At 43.6% G+C, this 16,594-nt stretch carries 15 protein-coding genes; 3 read left to right on the plus strand and 12 right to left on the minus strand.

The genetic code is table 11. From position 1 onward, the window contains the following. Positions 1–120: 120 nt before the first annotated feature. Positions 121–984, plus strand: coding sequence for an isocitrate lyase/PEP mutase family protein (locus tag ACO05V_RS10705; RefSeq protein WP_421850834.1), 864 nt, complete (start codon positions 121–123; stop codon positions 982–984). Positions 985–1,065: 81 nt separating this feature from the next. Here the strand turns inward: ACO05V_RS10705 and ACO05V_RS10710 are convergent, their stop codons facing one another. Next, the gene (locus ACO05V_RS10710) at positions 1,066–1,749 is read right to left on the minus strand and encodes a mobilization protein (RefSeq protein WP_421850837.1); all 684 of its coding nucleotides are present in this window, start codon (positions 1,747–1,749) and stop codon (positions 1,066–1,068) included. Positions 1,750–1,973: 224 nt separating this feature from the next. Between ACO05V_RS10710 and ACO05V_RS10715 the strand changes: the two genes are divergently transcribed. Continuing rightward, positions 1,974–2,213 carry a GlsB/YeaQ/YmgE family stress response membrane protein gene (locus tag ACO05V_RS10715; RefSeq protein ID WP_421850840.1) on the plus strand — a complete coding sequence of 80 codons (240 nt, stop codon included), beginning with the start codon at positions 1,974–1,976 and terminating at the stop codon, positions 2,211–2,213. A 92-nt stretch (positions 2,214–2,305) separates the two neighbouring features. Here ACO05V_RS10715 and dapA read toward each other — a convergent pair whose 3' ends face one another. From dapA to leuS, 7 genes are all read right to left on the minus strand, one after another. Continuing rightward, positions 2,306–3,178 carry a 4-hydroxy-tetrahydrodipicolinate synthase gene (dapA, locus tag ACO05V_RS10720; protein ID WP_421850843.1) on the minus strand — a complete coding sequence of 291 codons (873 nt, stop codon included), beginning with the start codon at positions 3,176–3,178 and terminating at the stop codon, positions 2,306–2,308. A gap of 427 nt (positions 3,179–3,605) precedes the next feature. Continuing rightward, positions 3,606–6,221 (minus strand): cyclic nucleotide-binding domain-containing protein, encoded by a 2,616-nt coding sequence (locus ACO05V_RS10725; protein ID WP_421850846.1) that lies wholly within the window; start codon positions 6,219–6,221, stop codon positions 3,606–3,608. Between the two features lie 26 nt (positions 6,222–6,247). After that, positions 6,248–6,856: a flavin reductase family protein gene (locus ACO05V_RS10730; RefSeq protein ID WP_421850849.1), complete on the minus strand. Its 609-nt coding sequence runs from the start codon at positions 6,854–6,856 to the stop codon at positions 6,248–6,250. 201 nt (positions 6,857–7,057) lie between these two features. Further along, entirely contained in the window at positions 7,058–7,714 is a 657-nt protein-coding gene (locus ACO05V_RS10735) for a TIGR02466 family protein (RefSeq protein WP_421850852.1), read from the minus strand. Positions 7,715–7,752: 38 nt separating this feature from the next. Next, entirely contained in the window at positions 7,753–8,784 is a 1,032-nt protein-coding gene (gene holA, locus ACO05V_RS10740; RefSeq protein ID WP_421850855.1) for a DNA polymerase III subunit delta, read from the minus strand. Between the two features lie 25 nt (positions 8,785–8,809). Beyond that, on the minus strand, positions 8,810–9,325 hold the full coding sequence (locus tag ACO05V_RS10745; RefSeq protein WP_421850858.1) for a hypothetical protein: 516 nt from the start codon (positions 9,323–9,325) through the stop codon (positions 8,810–8,812). A gap of 65 nt (positions 9,326–9,390) precedes the next feature. After that, on the minus strand, positions 9,391–11,838 hold the full coding sequence (gene leuS / locus ACO05V_RS10750; RefSeq protein ID WP_421850860.1) for a leucine--tRNA ligase: 2,448 nt from the start codon (positions 11,836–11,838) through the stop codon (positions 9,391–9,393). A gap of 176 nt (positions 11,839–12,014) precedes the next feature. Between leuS and ACO05V_RS10755 the strand changes: the two genes are divergently transcribed. Continuing rightward, positions 12,015–12,461: a zinc ribbon-containing protein gene (locus ACO05V_RS10755; RefSeq protein ID WP_421850862.1), complete on the plus strand. Its 447-nt coding sequence runs from the start codon at positions 12,015–12,017 to the stop codon at positions 12,459–12,461. Between the two features lie 147 nt (positions 12,462–12,608). Here the strand turns inward: ACO05V_RS10755 and lnt are convergent, their stop codons facing one another. The 4 genes from lnt to ACO05V_RS10775 are packed head-to-tail and all read right to left on the minus strand — an operon-like array spanning position 12,609 to position 16,571. Continuing rightward, complete coding sequence (gene lnt, locus ACO05V_RS10760; protein ID WP_421850864.1) at positions 12,609–14,180, minus strand: apolipoprotein N-acyltransferase; 1,572 nt, start codon at positions 14,178–14,180, stop codon at positions 12,609–12,611. A 1-nt stretch (position 14,181) separates the two neighbouring features. After that, the gene (locus tag ACO05V_RS10765; protein ID WP_421850866.1) at positions 14,182–15,048 is read right to left on the minus strand and encodes an HlyC/CorC family transporter; all 867 of its coding nucleotides are present in this window, start codon (positions 15,046–15,048) and stop codon (positions 14,182–14,184) included. A gap of 12 nt (positions 15,049–15,060) precedes the next feature. Further along, a complete protein-coding gene (ybeY, locus tag ACO05V_RS10770) occupies positions 15,061–15,525 on the minus strand; it encodes an rRNA maturation RNase YbeY (RefSeq protein ID WP_421850869.1) in 465 nt (154 codons plus the stop codon). After that, positions 15,525–16,571, minus strand: a complete 1,047-nt coding sequence (locus ACO05V_RS10775) for a PhoH family protein (protein WP_421850872.1) — start codon at positions 16,569–16,571, stop codon at positions 15,525–15,527. The genes ybeY and ACO05V_RS10775 overlap by 1 nt, the downstream gene beginning before the upstream one ends. Positions 16,572–16,594: the final 23 nt, after the last annotated feature.

The following is a 16,594-nucleotide window of genomic DNA, read 5'->3' on the forward strand; positions in this document are numbered from 1 at the left end:
TAATTTACTTACAAAACCTAACCAGTTGGTCTGAATTAGATGAAGCAAACTCATAAGGGGAGTATAATCGCGGCCATTTCCACTATATGTAACTTAGTGACATTTTTTAGGAGTATATTTATGGCAACACCTTCCCAGCATGATTTGCGTAATGATTTTCGAGCATTATTAGCAAGTGGCAAGTGCTATTACACGGCTTCTACATTTGATCCTATGTCGGCTCGTATCGCTGCAGATCTTGGCTTTGAAGTAGGGATTTTAGGTGGCTCTGTTGCATCTTTACAGGTATTGGCTGCACCAGATTTTGCTTTGATTACGTTAAGTGAATTTACTGAGCAAGCGACTCGAATTGGTCGTGTTGCGCGTTTACCAATCATTGCCGATGCTGACCACGGTTATGGTAATGCATTGAATGTGATGCGTACTATCGTTGAACTTGAGCGTGCTGGCGTTGCGGCATTAACGATAGAAGATACTTTGTTGCCAGCAAAGTACGGTCATAAATCCACAGATTTGATTCCAGTAGAAGAAGCGGTTGGTAAATTGAAAGCGGCTTTAGAAGCACGTATTGACCCTATTATGAGCATTATTGCTCGTACTAATGCGGGTCAATTGACTACTGAAGAAACTATCTCTCGTGTTAAGGCTTATCAAAAAGTCGGCGTAGATGGGATCTGTATGGTTGGTATCCGTGACTTCGCTCATCTAGAAGAGATCAGCCAACATATTTCTATTCCAATCATGCTTGTGGCTTACGACAACCCTGAATTACGTGATCGTGAACGTCTTGCAGCTAACGGAGTGCGCATCGTAGTAAACGGTCACGCGGCGTATTTTGCGGCGATTAAAGCGACCTACGATTGCTTGCGTGAGCAACGCGGTATTGCTGAGGGTACTTTGGATGCCTCTGAATTATCTACACGCTATTCAACGCTTGAAGAAAACCGTGTATGGGCGAACAAATATATGGATGTTCAAGAGTAAGCTCTTATTGTTATTCGATATTTAAAACGAAAAGGCCAGCTAATATAGCTGACCTTTTTTGTGATTTAAAAAATATGGCAATTAACCAAGTTGTGCTAATTGCTCATAAGTATTACGTAGCCAGACCTTCATGCGTTGACGCTCAGCAATATTCATAATGCCTTTGTCATTCGCTACGGCCCAAAAGCTGCTGTTATTAAAATCAATTTTTTGCGTCAACTTACTTTGTAGTTTTGGTAACTCAATAATCAAAGCTTCGCGGCTAACGGCTTTCTTAAAAGTGTCAGATTTTTGAAAACGAGAAAAATCAGTGCCGCGACCTAGGTTTTGCACGACAACAAAATCAACCGATGGCTGAGTGTAACGGTCAAGCAAATCATCCAATAGCGCGACCGAGTCAGCGCCATCGTCCATGACGTGCCATAGGCATACTTGGTAACCCATTTCATCTAGTAAGCCAAAGACATCGGTTTCTTCAATCCATTTGCCCAATGGCTGAGCCGCTTGAGCAGCTAGATCAATAATTAAGTCACGCTCTGGGTATTCTTCTATCGCGGCCAACATCCCGTCTAAACTGTCTTCTTCACCAATTAAAATAGGAGAGGCGAACTCGTTGTAAAAACGTGAAAATGTACCGTGAGACGCGTCACAGTCAAAGCCCAAAAACGGCTGATCGTTATCAATGTAGAATTGCGCTAAGACTCGTGCGGTCATAGATTTTCCAACACCGCCTTTTTCACCACCTACAAAATGTACCTTACCCATCTAGATTTCCTCATCGAAACTTAACCATGTTTTAAAGGGCTTATCCTTGTCTATAAAGACATACTATCAATATTTATTGAACAAGCATGATGCTTTCATGACAAAGTAACAGAAAAAAGAATAAATGGGTTAGTAGTATGGAGGATTGGGTGGCTTTTCTAGGTACTTAAACAAATAGGTGCTAGGCTGAATAACTGTAAATTACATACTAGAAGGATCATTTTATGGAGATCTTAGCTTTTTTGTTTATTGGTGCCTTGGCGGGTTGGTTAGCTGGTCAACTAGTAAAAGGCGGTGGCTTTGGTTTGATTGGTAATATCGTTATCGGTGTTGTTGGTTCTTTTGTCGGTGGGTTTACGTTCCAGTTGCTCGGTTTATACGCAGGTAGTTTTTTAGGGTCTCTTGTTACGGCAACGGTAGGAGCGATTATCCTGCTTTATGTTGTCAGGTTGGCTAAGTCATAGCCTCAGACTTTTTTAATCCATTAGCCCGCACCTTTTGATGCGGGCTTTTTAATGCGTGTTTTTTTTTAAATGAGTGCTTATTAAGTTAAGGCTTAAATAAGCTCTAACTCTTCCATAATACGTCGAATGGTCGCTTTTGTGCTGTCTTGTAGAGGCACCATAGGTAAACGACATTCATCACTGCAAAGGCCCAATAATGACATGGCGTACTTTGCACCGGCTGGGTTTGGTTCAATAAAGAGTGCGGAATGAAGAGCAAATAGTTTGTCTTGTAACTGTGCCGCTTCCAAATATTTGCCTTCACGGCATAGGCGATGCAGTTCCACAACTTGTTTGGGTACGACGTTTGATGCAACAGAAATACAGCCATTACCGCCACCGACGTTATAAGCCACTGAAGTGACGTCATCACCACTTAGAAAATTGAAAGGTTTGTTGATTAAGGCAAGTTCACGAATAGGGCGTGTTAAGTCGCCAGTCGCATCTTTTACCCCAATGATTCTTGGTAGTTCAGCCAGACGAGCTAATGTACTAACTTCTAAGCCGACAACAGAGCGCGGTGGAATGTTGTAAAGGATGATGGGCAATTTGCTGTTGTCGTGCACGTATTTAAAATGTTCGTACAAACCCGTTTGATTTGGACGGTTATAATAACCCGCCACATGCAAGGTCGCATCTGCGCCTGCTTGATAAGCAAATTCAGAATAATTCACTGCTTCAACGGGGTTGTTTGATCCTGCACCTGCAAGAACCGGCACGGCTTTATTGGTTTCTTGTACGGTAATTTCAATAACACGTTTGTGCTCGTGTTCGCTTAAGGTTGGGGATTCTCCAGTGGTACCAACAGGCACTAAACCATTGATGCCTTGATCAATTTGCCAACGCACGATGTTACGCAAAGCGTCTTCGTCTAATTGGCCATTACGAAAAGGAGTAATTAATGCTGTGATTGCGCCGTAAAACATACTTTTGCCTCATTTAGGCCGGTATGCATTCTGCTGAAGAGAGAGATAGACCGTCAGCGAGAATGCTGCCGGGGAGTTGTTTGAATCTTAATTCCACACGTCAGCGCCGCAAAGCTTCTTAGCCTTACGTTTATCGCCGTTGCGTTTATTTAAGATATTGTTATTCATAGGGTAATAAAAATTTCATCAAGTTTTGTATAGTTAGCTTTTCTATGCTGACGTTTTTTCTAAAAAAGGTCAATACGATGGAGGATTTTTATTTAGGAAGATGAAGTAGTACGATGAGCTAGTTGGTTATGTTTGATTGGTGCGTTTTTGATACCTCTAACGATAATATCTCAGCTTTTGTGATTACGTTTTAGTGTACTTGAAAGTACTCACCCAATAATCAGGCGGCCAATTATTGGGTGAGGGCGAATCAAGGTGTTTATTTTTGAAAAATAAAGCTCTCGGATTCAAGTAGCTTTTGTGTCCAAAGCTCATACGCTTTTGGGTTCAAGTGCAGTCTGTCGCCATCAAACAAGTTTTCTTTTATCTCACCATGTTTGTCGAGCAGGGTAGAGAACAAATCTACGTATTGAGTGTTAGGGCGTGTTTTGGCAAGACGAACCAATTGTTTATTGGTTTGCTCGATAATTTTGCGTACTTTCAATCGTGCAGGGCTGCATTTAATGCTGATTAGAGTGACTGGAATGCCGGGTAGATGGCGATCTATTTTTTGTAGTAGCTCAATGTATAGATCGACCACCTTGTTGCTGTCACAATGGTTACCAATATCATTGTCGCCGGCATAAATCACCAAAGAACGTGGTTTGTGTGGCAAGATGATGCGTTCAAAATAGTAAACGCAGGCTTCTAATGTTGCACCGCTAAAACCTAAGTTAATACCATCTTTGTCGCGGAAATTATGCGCGAAATCATTCCATAAACGCACGGTCGATGATCCGTAGAACGCGACTGGCTGTTCCTTGTATTCTTGATAGGCGAGGTGAAACTCTAGTTCACGCACATCCGATTCGAATTCCACATCGATTTGATTCAGGCTCATTACGTTAGAGCGATAGCCATTTTTACCACTGAATATAGGGTATTGGCGAATCTCTCGAGATAGCTCAACCGCTTCGTTAACATAGCCTTTGTAATCTTCCTGATAGGAGGCTAAGAATTGTGCTAAGGCTTTTTTATCCTTGTAATCGACTTTGCTGGACAGCTTAAACGCAGGCTTGATGATCACCGTATAAAGGTTATGATCGGCACGTTTATCAAAGTTCGCCACTACGATAGGAACAATCCAAGGTTCGTCACTTCCCATTGAGCCCGCAAGCTCAAAGGCGTGGGGTAATAAGGCACCGGGTGATTGTTGCGTACTAAAACTTTGTCCTTCAGGGGAGATCATAATTGGAAAGTTCTGGCGTAGCGTTTCCTGAGACTGCTTGATAAATTCGTCGTGCTCTGGTGTGTCTTGAGTCAGACTCTCCCAGCTGTCGATAAAGATATTGCCAAACTTGCCATAGAAATCGTCACGCCAAAACTCGCTTTCCTTACTGCGGCGCACGACGCGTTGCCCAGAAATGCCGTACTGGTTATCGATGACCATGGCGCTGATAAATTGCGCATCCATCGAGAAGCGGAAACCATTTGGTAGGCGGTTAGTTGGGGAGCCTAATAAATGGTTGTAGATGAACAGAGAGCCGGCTTTTTTAGGTAAATTTTCTAGTCCTTTAATAACGTAGGGAACTTGTTGGAAAGCTTGTTTGAACAGCTCTGTGCCTAAACGTCTGGCGTCTAAAGCCGGAGTGTCTTTGGGTAAATTATTTATCGTGTCATAGACATTTTGCAGGTGACGATAAAAAGCATTTTCGCGCTGCAAATCTTTTAGGATGTCCAAGCACATACCAGAGATGGTGCGCTCTAGTACGCTGCCAAAGTGTAGGCATTTATAAAGCACGCCAAAGGCTTCGTCGGTTGTGATGGCACTTTTCAGTAATTCGCTGACTTTGTACAGAGGTGAACTAACGGGCAAAAGCGCTGCGTTTTGGTCTATGACGTTGCTCACTGCCAATACTTCATCGTTCGCTATCTGTGAAAGATAGCGCATTCTGGCGGCCAATAAATGCGCGCTAATTAACCAAATAAGTCGGTATAAGTATTTAACTGAAAATTTAGGGCTGTCTTCGAATATTTCTAACAAATCATCACGTTTGATAAACAAAACGCTGCTGTCTCTAGATGAAATGATCGAAGTACGATTTTTCATTTCTTTATTTTGTGTCGCCCAAGCCAGTACTGTGCCTTTGCGAGAGATTGTTCGGGTGGTAATAATGTCACCCGAGTCAGTTTGGTAACTGATGACGACTTTACCCTTGATTAGTATATATAAACCATCAGCTGGCTGGTCTTGCTGGCTTAAAATATCGCCTTGATGTGCTAATAAAATGGACGATTTTTTGGCTAATGTGTGTATTTCTGCTTGAGTAAAGGTTTCACAAAACGGCGCATAGTTTAGAAGACTGATAGCATCTTTCAGCGCGTGAACCTGAGTTTCAGAATCCACTAATGGTCGAGTTTCTTCAAAAGCTAAAGACTCATTGGAAAAGAAAGGGCGTGTTTGATTTTGTACATTGGTGAGAACAGGTAAGGACTCTTGGTAAACAAACTGCAGAAATTGGCTGGCGAAAAGTAAATTAGCATCGAGAATTTTTTGTAATTCAACAATTGGCCAATAGAGCAGCTTAGATGATTTAGTCGCGGTGAAGGTAGTTGCATAACGAGAAGGATGACGGAATGCAGACCAACCAATAGGAGACAGAAAGTTGCTGATCATGCCGACGTTATAAGATTTCCCTGTATCTTGCAGCGGAACAGAGATGGCAACTTCGCCCTCTAGAAGGAAATAGATATTCTGACCAATCTCAAATTGCTTGGCCAGAATATCGCCAGCTTTTAGGGTTTTAATAGACGCGAGATCGGTTAGAGATGATGCTAGTTCTGCATCAGTATCTGCCATGAAAGGAAGCGCTTTTATATGTTTTTTTATATCCATCTTGTGTACCTCAAATCTGTCTTGCCCTAGTTAGGACGTTTGATCGTCACCGTCTCGCCTAAAAGTGCATAATCATCGCCACCTAGTCGTGAAAGAGGGTTTAGTTTTTTGTTATTGATGAAAATCCGAGACTCTTCTTCGGTTACAAGATCTTCATCAAGGTATAAGTCTAATATTTCCAAATACACCGCATTGAACGATGCATTTCCTAATGTATGTATGTCGAACAGTTTGCAGTGAATAGCGACTTTAGCTTCTGCAATTCGCGGTAGTGTCTTGGTGAAGTCAGTTAGCGACAATCCTGCTCTGGGTAGTTCAGATTCACCATAAGATAAAGTGGCTGCGCTCTCATTCACGGCATTAACTAAATCCCCACTCGGAATATGCAAAACACATTCCTTTTCCCTAATTAGGTTGTGCTTTGTGTCTTTGGCGACATCGGTGGTTTTGTTGCCAATAGAAACCATTAAGAGGGCCGGATCAGATGAGATAGGAGCAAAGTAAGAGAAAGGGGCGAGGTTGAAGCTCTCGTTGTCATTTTTGGTCATGATCCACGCAATAGGGCGCGGTGTAATTGTCTGAGTGATCAGATGATAGCGCTGATTGCCGCTTAGTTGATCAAACTGGAAACGCATAGACTTCCCCGTGGTTATGAAACATTGCTTGTTAAATTACTACAAATACCAATCCATTGTGAATCTTTGAGTGGAAACTTATGAAATTTATTGTAAAAAACAGAGTTTTGGATGGGAAGAGAGGGTAGGCGAGCCAACTCAATCTATTAGTAAGTAGAAAGAAGAAAGCTCGTAATGTGCAGACATGTTTTTGTCTTTAGGTCAGTACGCTTCGATAATGGCGTTAAAGGCAATGACAACACGATCTTTATCACCAAAATACGGTAAAGCAGAGTGCTTTAGGTAAGACGGGAAAATGATCACTTGGCCGTCTGTTGGGGTGAAATCCCAAACGCCATGGCCACCAAGATAAGCGGTCCCCGGATCGGCATAATGTTCTGCGTTAACTCTTGGATCATAAAAGCGATTTAGGCCGCCGTTGCCTTCGATATTGGCATCGCCAGGCTCTAAATAATAAATGCCACACCAAGAGCAGTTTGGGTGAGAGTGTGCGTCATGGTAGCCGCCTTTTTGCGTAACATGATACCAAGACTCGATAATATGCGCGTCAGCTTCCATGTCTTCTGGCCAAAACGCTTGGTTTACCGATGCCGCAATTTCCAGAATCAGCTCTTCAAAAGCGCGTTTTGCTTCCATGATATTGGCGTCAGCGAGATCCAAAAAATCCAATGTACTTTCATGTAAAGCATGTTTTGCTGTTGGCGCAATTCGGCTTTCAATTGCCGTGGTTTGAGTCGCTTTTTGTTGATAAACAGCGGCTAAAAGCGCTTCTTTTAAAAAGTCATGATCAGGCATTTGGGTGACAAAAAGAGGAGTCGTCCAAACATTTATTTCTTCGATGATTGAGGTATTCGTCATGTTTTAAGCCTACAGAAAAGATGAGCTAGAGTATGTGGTTATGCGGGAATGTCTAATTCAGTTACTACTGGTTTGTAGCCACAAAACATCATCACTAGGTTGCGAAAGCCTGTTTCGCTGTCAGGGCCTTCTAATCCCTTGATGCTTTTATCAATCAAGGCTAGGTAGTTTTGCATGTAAGGCAAAGTGACTTTATTGTGTCGAGACATGGCGCTTTCATAAAATGGCACACGCTTATCCCAGATTTTCTCGCTTTGGCAAGCTTGTTTAAAACTAGAAGATTGCATGCTTTGCAGTAGGTTCGCTAAAGTTTGAATTTCTCTGTTAAATAACCAAAGAATAATACTGGCTTCGACCCCTTCGCCTAGCAGCTGATGTAGGCAGTGCATAGCATCTTTGGTCTTACCCATTAATAGTCGATCACTTAAGTCATAAATTGAGTAGCGACTGCTGTCTGCCACCGATTCGGCGACTTTTTCGGCATCGATTTGCACACCTTTTCCATGTGTCAGAGCAAGCTTTTCTAGCTCTTGTGAAAGTGCTAAGAGATTGCCTTCTCCGCGCTCGCAAATCATGCTAGCAGCATCACGAGTTAGTGATAAGTCTAGTGCTTGCGCTCTCTGCTGTACCCACGCGGGCAGTCTGTTTGCGTCTATTGGCCAGATTTGTACAAATACGCCTTGTGATTCAAGTTGTGTGAACCACTTGGCTTTTTGAGTACGAGCATCAATTTTAGGCAAGGTGAGCAAGATGATATTGTCTTCGCTAAGTGATTGGCTTAATTGAGCCAACGCTTTGCTGTGCTTCTCGCCCATTTTGTCTATTTGAATATCAAACATTCTACGCGTAGAAAATAATGACAAACTTTGATTTTCGTTGATGACATCTTGCCAATCAAACTGTGCATCGGCAACGAAACGCAAACGTTCATCAATATTGTGGTGCTGAGCGGCTTTGCGAATGCTGTCTGCCGCTTCCTGACACAATAGAACTTCGTCACCAGAAATAATATAAATGGGCGCTAAGCTTTTTCTTAGCTGAGATTCTAGCTGATCAACTCTGACCTTCATAATGTTTGCCTAAAAGTGATGCGAGTTACAATGGTGCATAACCTAGGTCGTACGTTAATTGATTGGCCAGCTCTTCATTCATGCTTTCGGTTTGATCTTGATTGTAGGAGAGCTTGGCGCTTTCTTCTGCATCCTGATTGGTGAGTGTCTTTGTAGCGCTAATGGTTCTTGGCCCATAAACGGATTTTCCGTCTGCTTGACGAATAAAGTAGTTACTAGTTAAGCGACGCTGTATTTGTGATATATCATTAGAAGCGTTACGGGCTAATTCAGTATCAGCAGAAGCAATAGGGTTAACTTTTAGGTTATAGGTTTCCTTTGTTGCATCGGCTTCATTAATAATCTTAACGCCAGCTCTAGTAAGTGCAATGCGCAGTGAGCGGTCAAAAGCCTCAGAACCACTGTTAGATGTTAACGTTAAAACTTTTAGCTTCGCTGGAATGTCGACTTGTCCACGTAAATGGAAACCACAGGCGACAATACTCATGGTCAGCAACGCTAATAAAAAGAGGCGAGTTGTTTGTGTTAAGGGGGCGGTCATATCAATGATCTCTTTTTTGTGAGAAGGAAAAAGGGATGACAAGGTCATCCCTTAGTGCGCTTCAATTAGTTGGCAACAATGTTAACCAAACGACCTGGAACAACAATGACTTTACGTACTGTCTTGCCTTCGAGGAACTTGGCAACACTTGGGTGCGCAAGCGCTTCTGCTTCAATTGTTTTAGCATCTGCGCTAGCAGAAACAGTCAATTCAGCACGTTTTTTGCCAAGTACTTGAACAACAATCGTCAGCTCGTCTTTGATCAAGGCGTCTTCATCTAGCGTTGGCCAAGGTGTGTTAACGACGTTGTCGCTATGGCCTAGTTCGCTCCATAACTGGTGAGCGATGTGAGGCACAATAGGTGACAACAACAATGTTGCCGCTTCTAGCGCTTCTTGTTCTACAGCAAGACCCAGTTCAGACGTGTCTTCGAATTTGCTGATCTCGTTGCAAAGTTCCATTACGGCTGCGATGGCTGTGTTGAAGGTTTGGCGACGTTCGATATCGTCTGATACTTTCTGAATGGTTTCATGAGTCTTACGACGCAACGCTTTTTGAGCACCATTTAATTCGGCAATGTTTAGCTCGCCGATCTTTCCTGCATTGGTGTGACGATAAGCCAAAGCCCATAGCCGGCGTAAGAAACGTGATGCGCCATCTACACCGGCGTCGTTCCATTCAAGTGATTGCTCTGGCGGTGCGCTAAACATCATGAACAAGCGAACGGTATCGGCACCGTATTTCTCGATCATTTCTTGTGGATCGACCGTGTTGCCTTTTGATTTGGACATCTTAGTGCCGTCTTTGTTTACCATGCCTTGCGTCAAAAGACGTTTGAATGGTTCATCAGAGTTCACAAGCCCCGCATCACGCAACAACTTATGGAAGAAGCGTGAGTACAATAGGTGAAGAATGGCGTGTTCAACACCGCCAACGTATTGGTCAACAGGAAGCCAGTAGTTGGCTTCTTCTGTCAGCATGGCATCAGTAGAGTCTGGGCAGCAGTAACGTGCAAAGTACCAAGATGACTCCATGAAGGTATCGAAGGTATCGGTTTCACGTTCTGCTTCTTCGCCATTAAACATCACAGAAGAAAATGCAGGGTTGTTTTTGATCGGTGAATTAACACCGTCCATGATCACATCTGTTGGCAATTCAACAGGTAGCTGGTCTTGTGGCACAGGTACAACAGAACCATCTTTTAGGTTGATGGTTGGGATTGGTGTTCCCCAATAACGCTGGCGGCTAACGCCCCAATCACGTAGACGATAGTTCACTTTTACTTCGCCTAGCTTATGTTCGACCATCCACGCAGAAATAGTTTCAAACGCTTCTTTGAAGGCTAAGCCATCGAATTCGCCTGAGTTGCAAAGTACGCCTTTCTCAGTGAAAGCCGCTTTTTCTAGATCAATCACTTCGTCGCCAGCAGGCTGGACAACTTGCTTGATGGCTAGGTTGTATTTTTTCGCAAATTCAAAGTCGCGTTGGTCGTGAGCAGGAACCGACATAACCGCGCCAGAACCATAATCCATCAATACGAAGTTAGCAGCGTAAACCGGAACTGCTTCGCCAGTGATTGGATGAATGGCTTTGAAGCCAGTGTCCATGCCTTTTTTCTCAACGGTTGCCATATCCGCTTCTGTTGTGGACATTTTTTTGCTTTCTTCAATGAAGGTCGCTAAATCTGCATTGTTCGCAGACGCTTCTAAAGAAAGAGGGTGCTGTGTTGCTACAGCAACATAAGTCACACCCATGATAGTATCTGGACGAGTGGTGTAAACAGAAAGACGCTCGTCTTTGCCTTCTACCGCAAAGCTAAATTCTAGGCCTTCTGAACGACCGATCCAGTTACGTTGCATGGCTTTTACTTTTTCAGGCCAGCCGTCTAGTTGATCAAGATCGTTTAACAATTCTTCTGCGTAGTCTGTGATACGGATAAACCATTGAGAAATTTCTTTTTTCTCAACAATAGTGCCACAACGCCAGCAACCACCGTCTTCAACTTGCTCGTTCGCCAATACGGTTTGGTCATGTGGGCACCAGTTAACGGCAGCGGTTTTTTTGTAGGCCAAGCCTTTTTCTACCAACTGGGTGAAGAACCACTGTTCCCATTTGTAGTATTCAGGCGTACAGGTAGCGATTTCACGATCCCAGTCATAACCAAAACCAAGCTCTTTAAGTTGGCCTTTCATATAGGCGATGTTTTCTGTGGTCCATTTTGCTGGAGCTGTTTGGTGTTTGATCGCTGCGTTTTCAGCAGGGAGACCAAAAGCGTCCCAACCCATTGGCTGTAGGACGTTTTTACCTTGCATACGCTGGTAGCGAGAAATTACATCGCCGATGGTGTAGTTACGAACGTGACCCATGTGCAGGCGGCCACTTGGGTAAGGGAACATAGAAAGGCAGTAGAACTTCTCTTTGTTGGAATCAGCGACGGCTTTGAAGACTTTATTTTCGTCCCAAAAAGATTGAGCAGCTTGTTCGATTTGCTGCGGATTATATTGCTCTTGCATGATGTATTCTTATCCCGTGATCGACGAAAGGTTGGTAGACCTGTATTCTCTTTAATGAAAAGAAGCCATTATAGCGGCATAGCTCAAGATAATGATGCAATAGCCAACAGAGTCTGAAAATATCCGCTATTTTATAGAGATGGAGCCCTAATTAGAAGGTGCATAGAGGAGGAGTTATGAAATCTATGAAAAAAGATTCGTCAAAAAGCGCAATCGATTCCAATCTGGTCGAAGAAGCTCGTAAAACATTGATTGGAGCGAAGGATTGGTTTTTAGAAGATGTCGCTCTGATGACAGCCTATTGGCATGACAAAATGGGTTATACCGAAGCTTGGGTCGATGCGAACTGGCATTTAGTTGTCGATGAGGGTCAAGAGTTGGTCGAAGAGCTTGATGATAAAGAAGATATCGCCTTGTTGTGGTTGATTAACCATGCAAATAATAATCCTGTGCCGCTCGAAGAGTGTCATGTGGTTGGTGCGATTGTTGAGCCGGGAAGCTATCATTGTATGGCTTGTGGCCATGATAACGTAATCGAAACTAAGCAAGCATTAACGCCATGTGAAATTTGTCATTATGGTTTGATGTCGACCCATGATGATCAGACTAATAAAACTGAGTAATTCATTGTTCCTCGTTCCCACGCTCCTGCGTGGTAACGCATAGCATGAGCCTTGGTATTCAGTTCTTAAAATAAAAAATACTTGCGCCTGTTTCGCAAGCTCAACGCGTCAGCGTGAATCAAATTCCAAGGTTCATTTCTTTATTGGTTATCTGTTTTTGCGGTTTAAAACTAAGCCGTTTAAATAAGCAAATATCACACATACTCCCAACAGTAAAAGCGTTGGCCAATAACCCCATTGCACATAGGGCGTATTGCCCGTAAAGGCTTTGGCCTCGGCCGTTAGGGTGGTTCTTTCAAACTGTGGCGCTTGCGCGACGACTTCGCCTTTTTCATTGATGAACGCGGTAATACCAGTGTTAGTCGCGCGGATAACATAACGACCCGCTTCTTTGGCTCTAAATTGTGCGATTTGTAAATGCTGCCAAGGGCCAAAAGAGGTGCCAAACCAACCGTCGTTACTAATAGTAATTAAGAAATCGCTGTCTCTTACCATGCGTCTTACTTGTTCGGCATAAACAATTTCATAGCAAATGAACGGCGCGATTCCCCATTCGCCAACTTGTAGAACAGGTTGGTTTTCATCGCCGGATTTAAAGCTCGACATGGGCATGCCGAATACATCTAGAATTGGGCCTATATATTGTGCAAACGGAATGTATTCACCAAAAGGGACTAGCCTGCGTTTGTAATAAAGCCCAAAGCCATTCCCTGTTGCCCAGATGGCATTGTAGTAATTTTTATTGTCTTCGCTGACATCGGGAATGCCAGTGATTAGGGTTGTATTGGTGTTTTCTAGCTCTTTGCTGAAACTGGCAAAATAGGGTTTTATTCTTGGATAAGAATAGGTGACCGCCGTTTCCGGCCAGACAACTAATTCACTGTCTAAATGTTCAATGGTGGTTTGCTGGTAATAAGCTAGAGACTTGCCTGCCGTTTCAGCTAGCCATTTTTCGTCTTGTTTTACATTACCTTGTACCAAGGTGGTTTTTAGTGTGCCCGTTTGCTTTACCCAAGAAACAGGGTAATAGTTTAAATAGGCAGAACCTAACCAGATAATAATGAGTACGAAAACCAGCATGAGCTGATTCGTTTGCTTAAGCATCAGGCTGGCAATTACGCTAGAAGTTAATACAACGCATGCGCTGGTAAGCCAAATTCCGCCGACGGGCAAAAGCTCAAATAACCAGGTGTTTTCAATCGCGTAGCCGGGTAATAACCAGGGAAAGCCAGTAAAGAGAGTGCTTCGAGCAAATTCACCAAGCAATAAACCTAGTGTGATCCAGAGGCTTGCGGGTATTTGTGGTAAGCGGTGGATGAGCTTCCAAGATGCCCACGCCGAAAACGCCCAAAAAATGCAAAGTACTGCGACAAACGCAAAGGTGATGAGTCCGGCTATTAAATTACCAACCTGTCCATATTCGGCAATGCTGACATAAACCCAAGAAACCCCAGCGCCAAAAAAGCCGAACGAGACAGAAGTGCCACGCCAGCAAGCGGATTTTGCGCTTGTGCTGGTGAAAACGAGCAAGCTAAATACGATTAAGCTAATAAAATAGCCGGGCCAGAAATGAAAAGGTGAAAAGCTGGTGACGCCAATAGCGCCAGCAAGAACACCGATAAGACCAATAAATGCGGGAGGGAGTTTGGATAGTTGCGCCACCAAGAGTGGCTCCCACCCCGTCTTGGTATTGGTTAAGTCGGGGTGAGACATAGTCATATTAATCTGGTGTGTTTATGGTTGGTTTGGTGACTTGAATGGTTTTGATTCGGCGTCCGTCCGATTTCACCACGCGGAAATGGAAATCACTGAAGAAAAGTTCTTCATCACGCAGAGGGACGTGGCCAAATTGTTGTACAAGAATCCCACCGATAGTGTCGAACTCTTCTTCATTGAGCTCGACTTTGAAGAACTCGTTGAAGTCTTCAACTGGGCATAGCGCTGGTACAAGATAAACACCGGGTTCGGTGGTGACTTGAATGCCTTCGTCATCAAGCTTGTCGGTTTCGTCTTCGATTTCACCAACGATCTGTTCTAGTACGTCTTCAATGGTAACTAAGCCAGAAACGCTGCCGTACTCATCTAATACTAATGCCATGTGATAACGCTTGGTACGAAAGTCATTCAGCAATACATTTAGTCGTTTGCTTTCAGGGATGAAGTTAGCAGGGCGTAAGCGCGCTAAAATATCTTCTATTGTGACATCGCCTTCTTTGAACAATAAAGGCAATAAGTCTTTGGCAAGTAGGACACCGAGAATTTCATCGGAGTCTTCGCCAACGACCGGGAATCGTGAGTGAGAAGAGTCTATTATTTTGCGGATTGACGTTTTAGGGTCATCTTCGGACTTAATGACCACCATTTGAGACGGTGGAATCATAATGTCACGCGCTTGGACTTCTGAAACTTCTAACGCGCCTTCAACGATAGTAAAGGCATCACGATCAATAACATCGGATTTTACTGCGGCTTCTAGAAGTTTAACGATATCCGCACGGCTGCGTGGTTCGTCGTTGAATGCTTGGGTTAAACGTTCAAACCAAGATTTTTGTTGATCGTTGGATAAACTCGATCGGTCGTCACTCATTAGGGTATTAGCTCACTCTTTAATCAAATAAGGATCGGAAATCGATAGGGAAGCCAGTAGCTCTGTTTCTATCGTTTCCATTTCATCTGCATCATCATCATTTATATGATCATAGCCGCGTAAATGCAAGATGCCATGAATGGTCATATGAGCCCAATGATGGAATAGCTCTTTATTTTGCTCTGCGGCTTCTTTTGCCACAATTTGAGTGCAGATGACCAAATCGCCCAATAATGGAAGCTCTAACCCAGGAGGCGCCTCGAATGGAAAAGATAGGACGTTGGTAGGTTTGTCTTTGCCGCGGTACTCATAATTCAGTGCGTGGCTTTCTTCTTCATCAACGATACGAATGGTGACTTCAAACTCTTCATCTGCGTCTGGAAAGGCTTTTTCGACCCAAAGTCTAAAATCTGCTTCGCTTGGTAGATTTGCGGTTTCTTCTGTTGCGATTTGTAGATCAAGCTCTAAATGCGCCATTATTTGCTACCTACAGATTGTTCTGCTTGTGCGGTTAGGCGAGCTTCAGTGCGCGCTTTTTTCTCAGCTTCCACTTCAACGTCAAACTTATCATAGGCTTCAACAATACGCTGAACCAGCGGATGACGAACCACGTCAGAAGAGCTAAACAAGGTCATGCTAATGCCATTTACGTCTTTTAAAACGTGCATCGCTTGCGCCAAGCCAGAGGTCGTGCCACGAGGCAAATCAACCTGCGTTGTGTCACCAGTGATAACTGCGGTTGAGCCAAAGCCAATGCGCGTTAAAAACATTTTCATTTGCTCGCGTGTGGTATTTTGGCTCTCATCTAAAATGATGAAGGCGTTATTCAAAGTACGGCCACGCATGAAAGCAAGCGGTGCGATTTCGATGACATTTTTTTCAATTAGCTTATCGACTAGCTCGAAACCAAGCATTTCGTACAAGGCATCATAAAGAGGGCGCAAGTATGGATCGATTTTTTGTGATAAATCACCCGGCAAGAACCCCAGTTTTTCGCCAGCTTCTACGGCAGGACGAACCAACATAATGCGTTCTACACGGTCTGCTTCTAGCGCTTCGACTGCACAAGCAACCGCCAAGTAGGTTTTGCCTGTACCAGCTGGTCCGATACCAAAGTTAATGTCGTGCTTACGAATCTGTTTGACGTAACCTTGCTGGTTATTACCTTTTGGCTTGATAAATGCCTTGCGAGTTTTAATCACTAGCTGATCAGCTTTCTCTCTTTTGCTGCTGGTCAGTGATTCAATCGCTGACTCTTGCAGGTAAAGATGAATCATTTCAGGTGTGATTTCGGTATTTGCCAGCGCTTCACGGTAGAGGTTTCTTAGTAGCGTTTTTGTTGCTGCTACGTGCTCAGAATCTTCACCGGAAATGTCGAATAGCTCACCACGGTATTTAATAGAAACATCAAGTCTCTTTTCTATTAACTTGATGTTCTCGTCGAGTTGACCGCATAGTCCAACCAAAGCATCGGCTTCGGCTGGGACTAAACGGATTTGTTGAGTTGTCTGTGTGATTTCCAAGATTTACCTTTGATTATTGAAGT

The sequence above is a fragment of the Marinomonas sp. genome, from assembly GCF_965225885.1.
Taxonomy (GTDB): domain Bacteria; phylum Pseudomonadota; class Gammaproteobacteria; order Pseudomonadales; family Marinomonadaceae; genus Marinomonas.

Excerpts from the sequence above, each read along its gene's own strand:
- leuS (WP_421850860.1), bottom strand. The coding sequence starts at position 11,838 with ATGCAAGAGCAATATAATCCGCAGCAAATCGAACAAGCTGCTCAATCT.
- ACO05V_RS10725 (WP_421850846.1), bottom strand. The coding sequence starts at position 6,221 with ATGGATATAAAAAAACATATAAAAGCGCTTCCTTTCATGGCAGATACT.
- ACO05V_RS10735 (WP_421850852.1), bottom strand. The coding sequence starts at position 7,714 with ATGACGAATACCTCAATCATCGAAGAAATAAATGTTTGGACGACTCCT.
- ACO05V_RS10755 (WP_421850862.1), top strand. The coding sequence starts at position 12,015 with ATGAAATCTATGAAAAAAGATTCGTCAAAAAGCGCAATCGATTCCAAT.
- ACO05V_RS10765 (WP_421850866.1), bottom strand. The coding sequence starts at position 15,048 with ATGAGTGACGACCGATCGAGTTTATCCAACGATCAACAAAAATCTTGG.
- ACO05V_RS10705 (WP_421850834.1), top strand. The coding sequence starts at position 121 with ATGGCAACACCTTCCCAGCATGATTTGCGTAATGATTTTCGAGCATTA.
- ACO05V_RS10710 (WP_421850837.1), bottom strand. The coding sequence starts at position 1,749 with ATGGGTAAGGTACATTTTGTAGGTGGTGAAAAAGGCGGTGTTGGAAAA.
- lnt (WP_421850864.1), bottom strand. The coding sequence starts at position 14,180 with ATGACTATGTCTCACCCCGACTTAACCAATACCAAGACGGGGTGGGAG.
- holA (WP_421850855.1), bottom strand. The coding sequence starts at position 8,784 with ATGAAGGTCAGAGTTGATCAGCTAGAATCTCAGCTAAGAAAAAGCTTA.
- ACO05V_RS10730 (WP_421850849.1), bottom strand. The coding sequence starts at position 6,856 with ATGCGTTTCCAGTTTGATCAACTAAGCGGCAATCAGCGCTATCATCTG.
- ACO05V_RS10745 (WP_421850858.1), bottom strand. The coding sequence starts at position 9,325 with ATGACCGCCCCCTTAACACAAACAACTCGCCTCTTTTTATTAGCGTTG.
- ybeY (WP_421850869.1), bottom strand. The coding sequence starts at position 15,525 with ATGGCGCATTTAGAGCTTGATCTACAAATCGCAACAGAAGAAACCGCA.
- dapA (WP_421850843.1), bottom strand. The coding sequence starts at position 3,178 with ATGTTTTACGGCGCAATCACAGCATTAATTACTCCTTTTCGTAATGGC.
- ACO05V_RS10715 (WP_421850840.1), top strand. The coding sequence starts at position 1,974 with ATGGAGATCTTAGCTTTTTTGTTTATTGGTGCCTTGGCGGGTTGGTTA.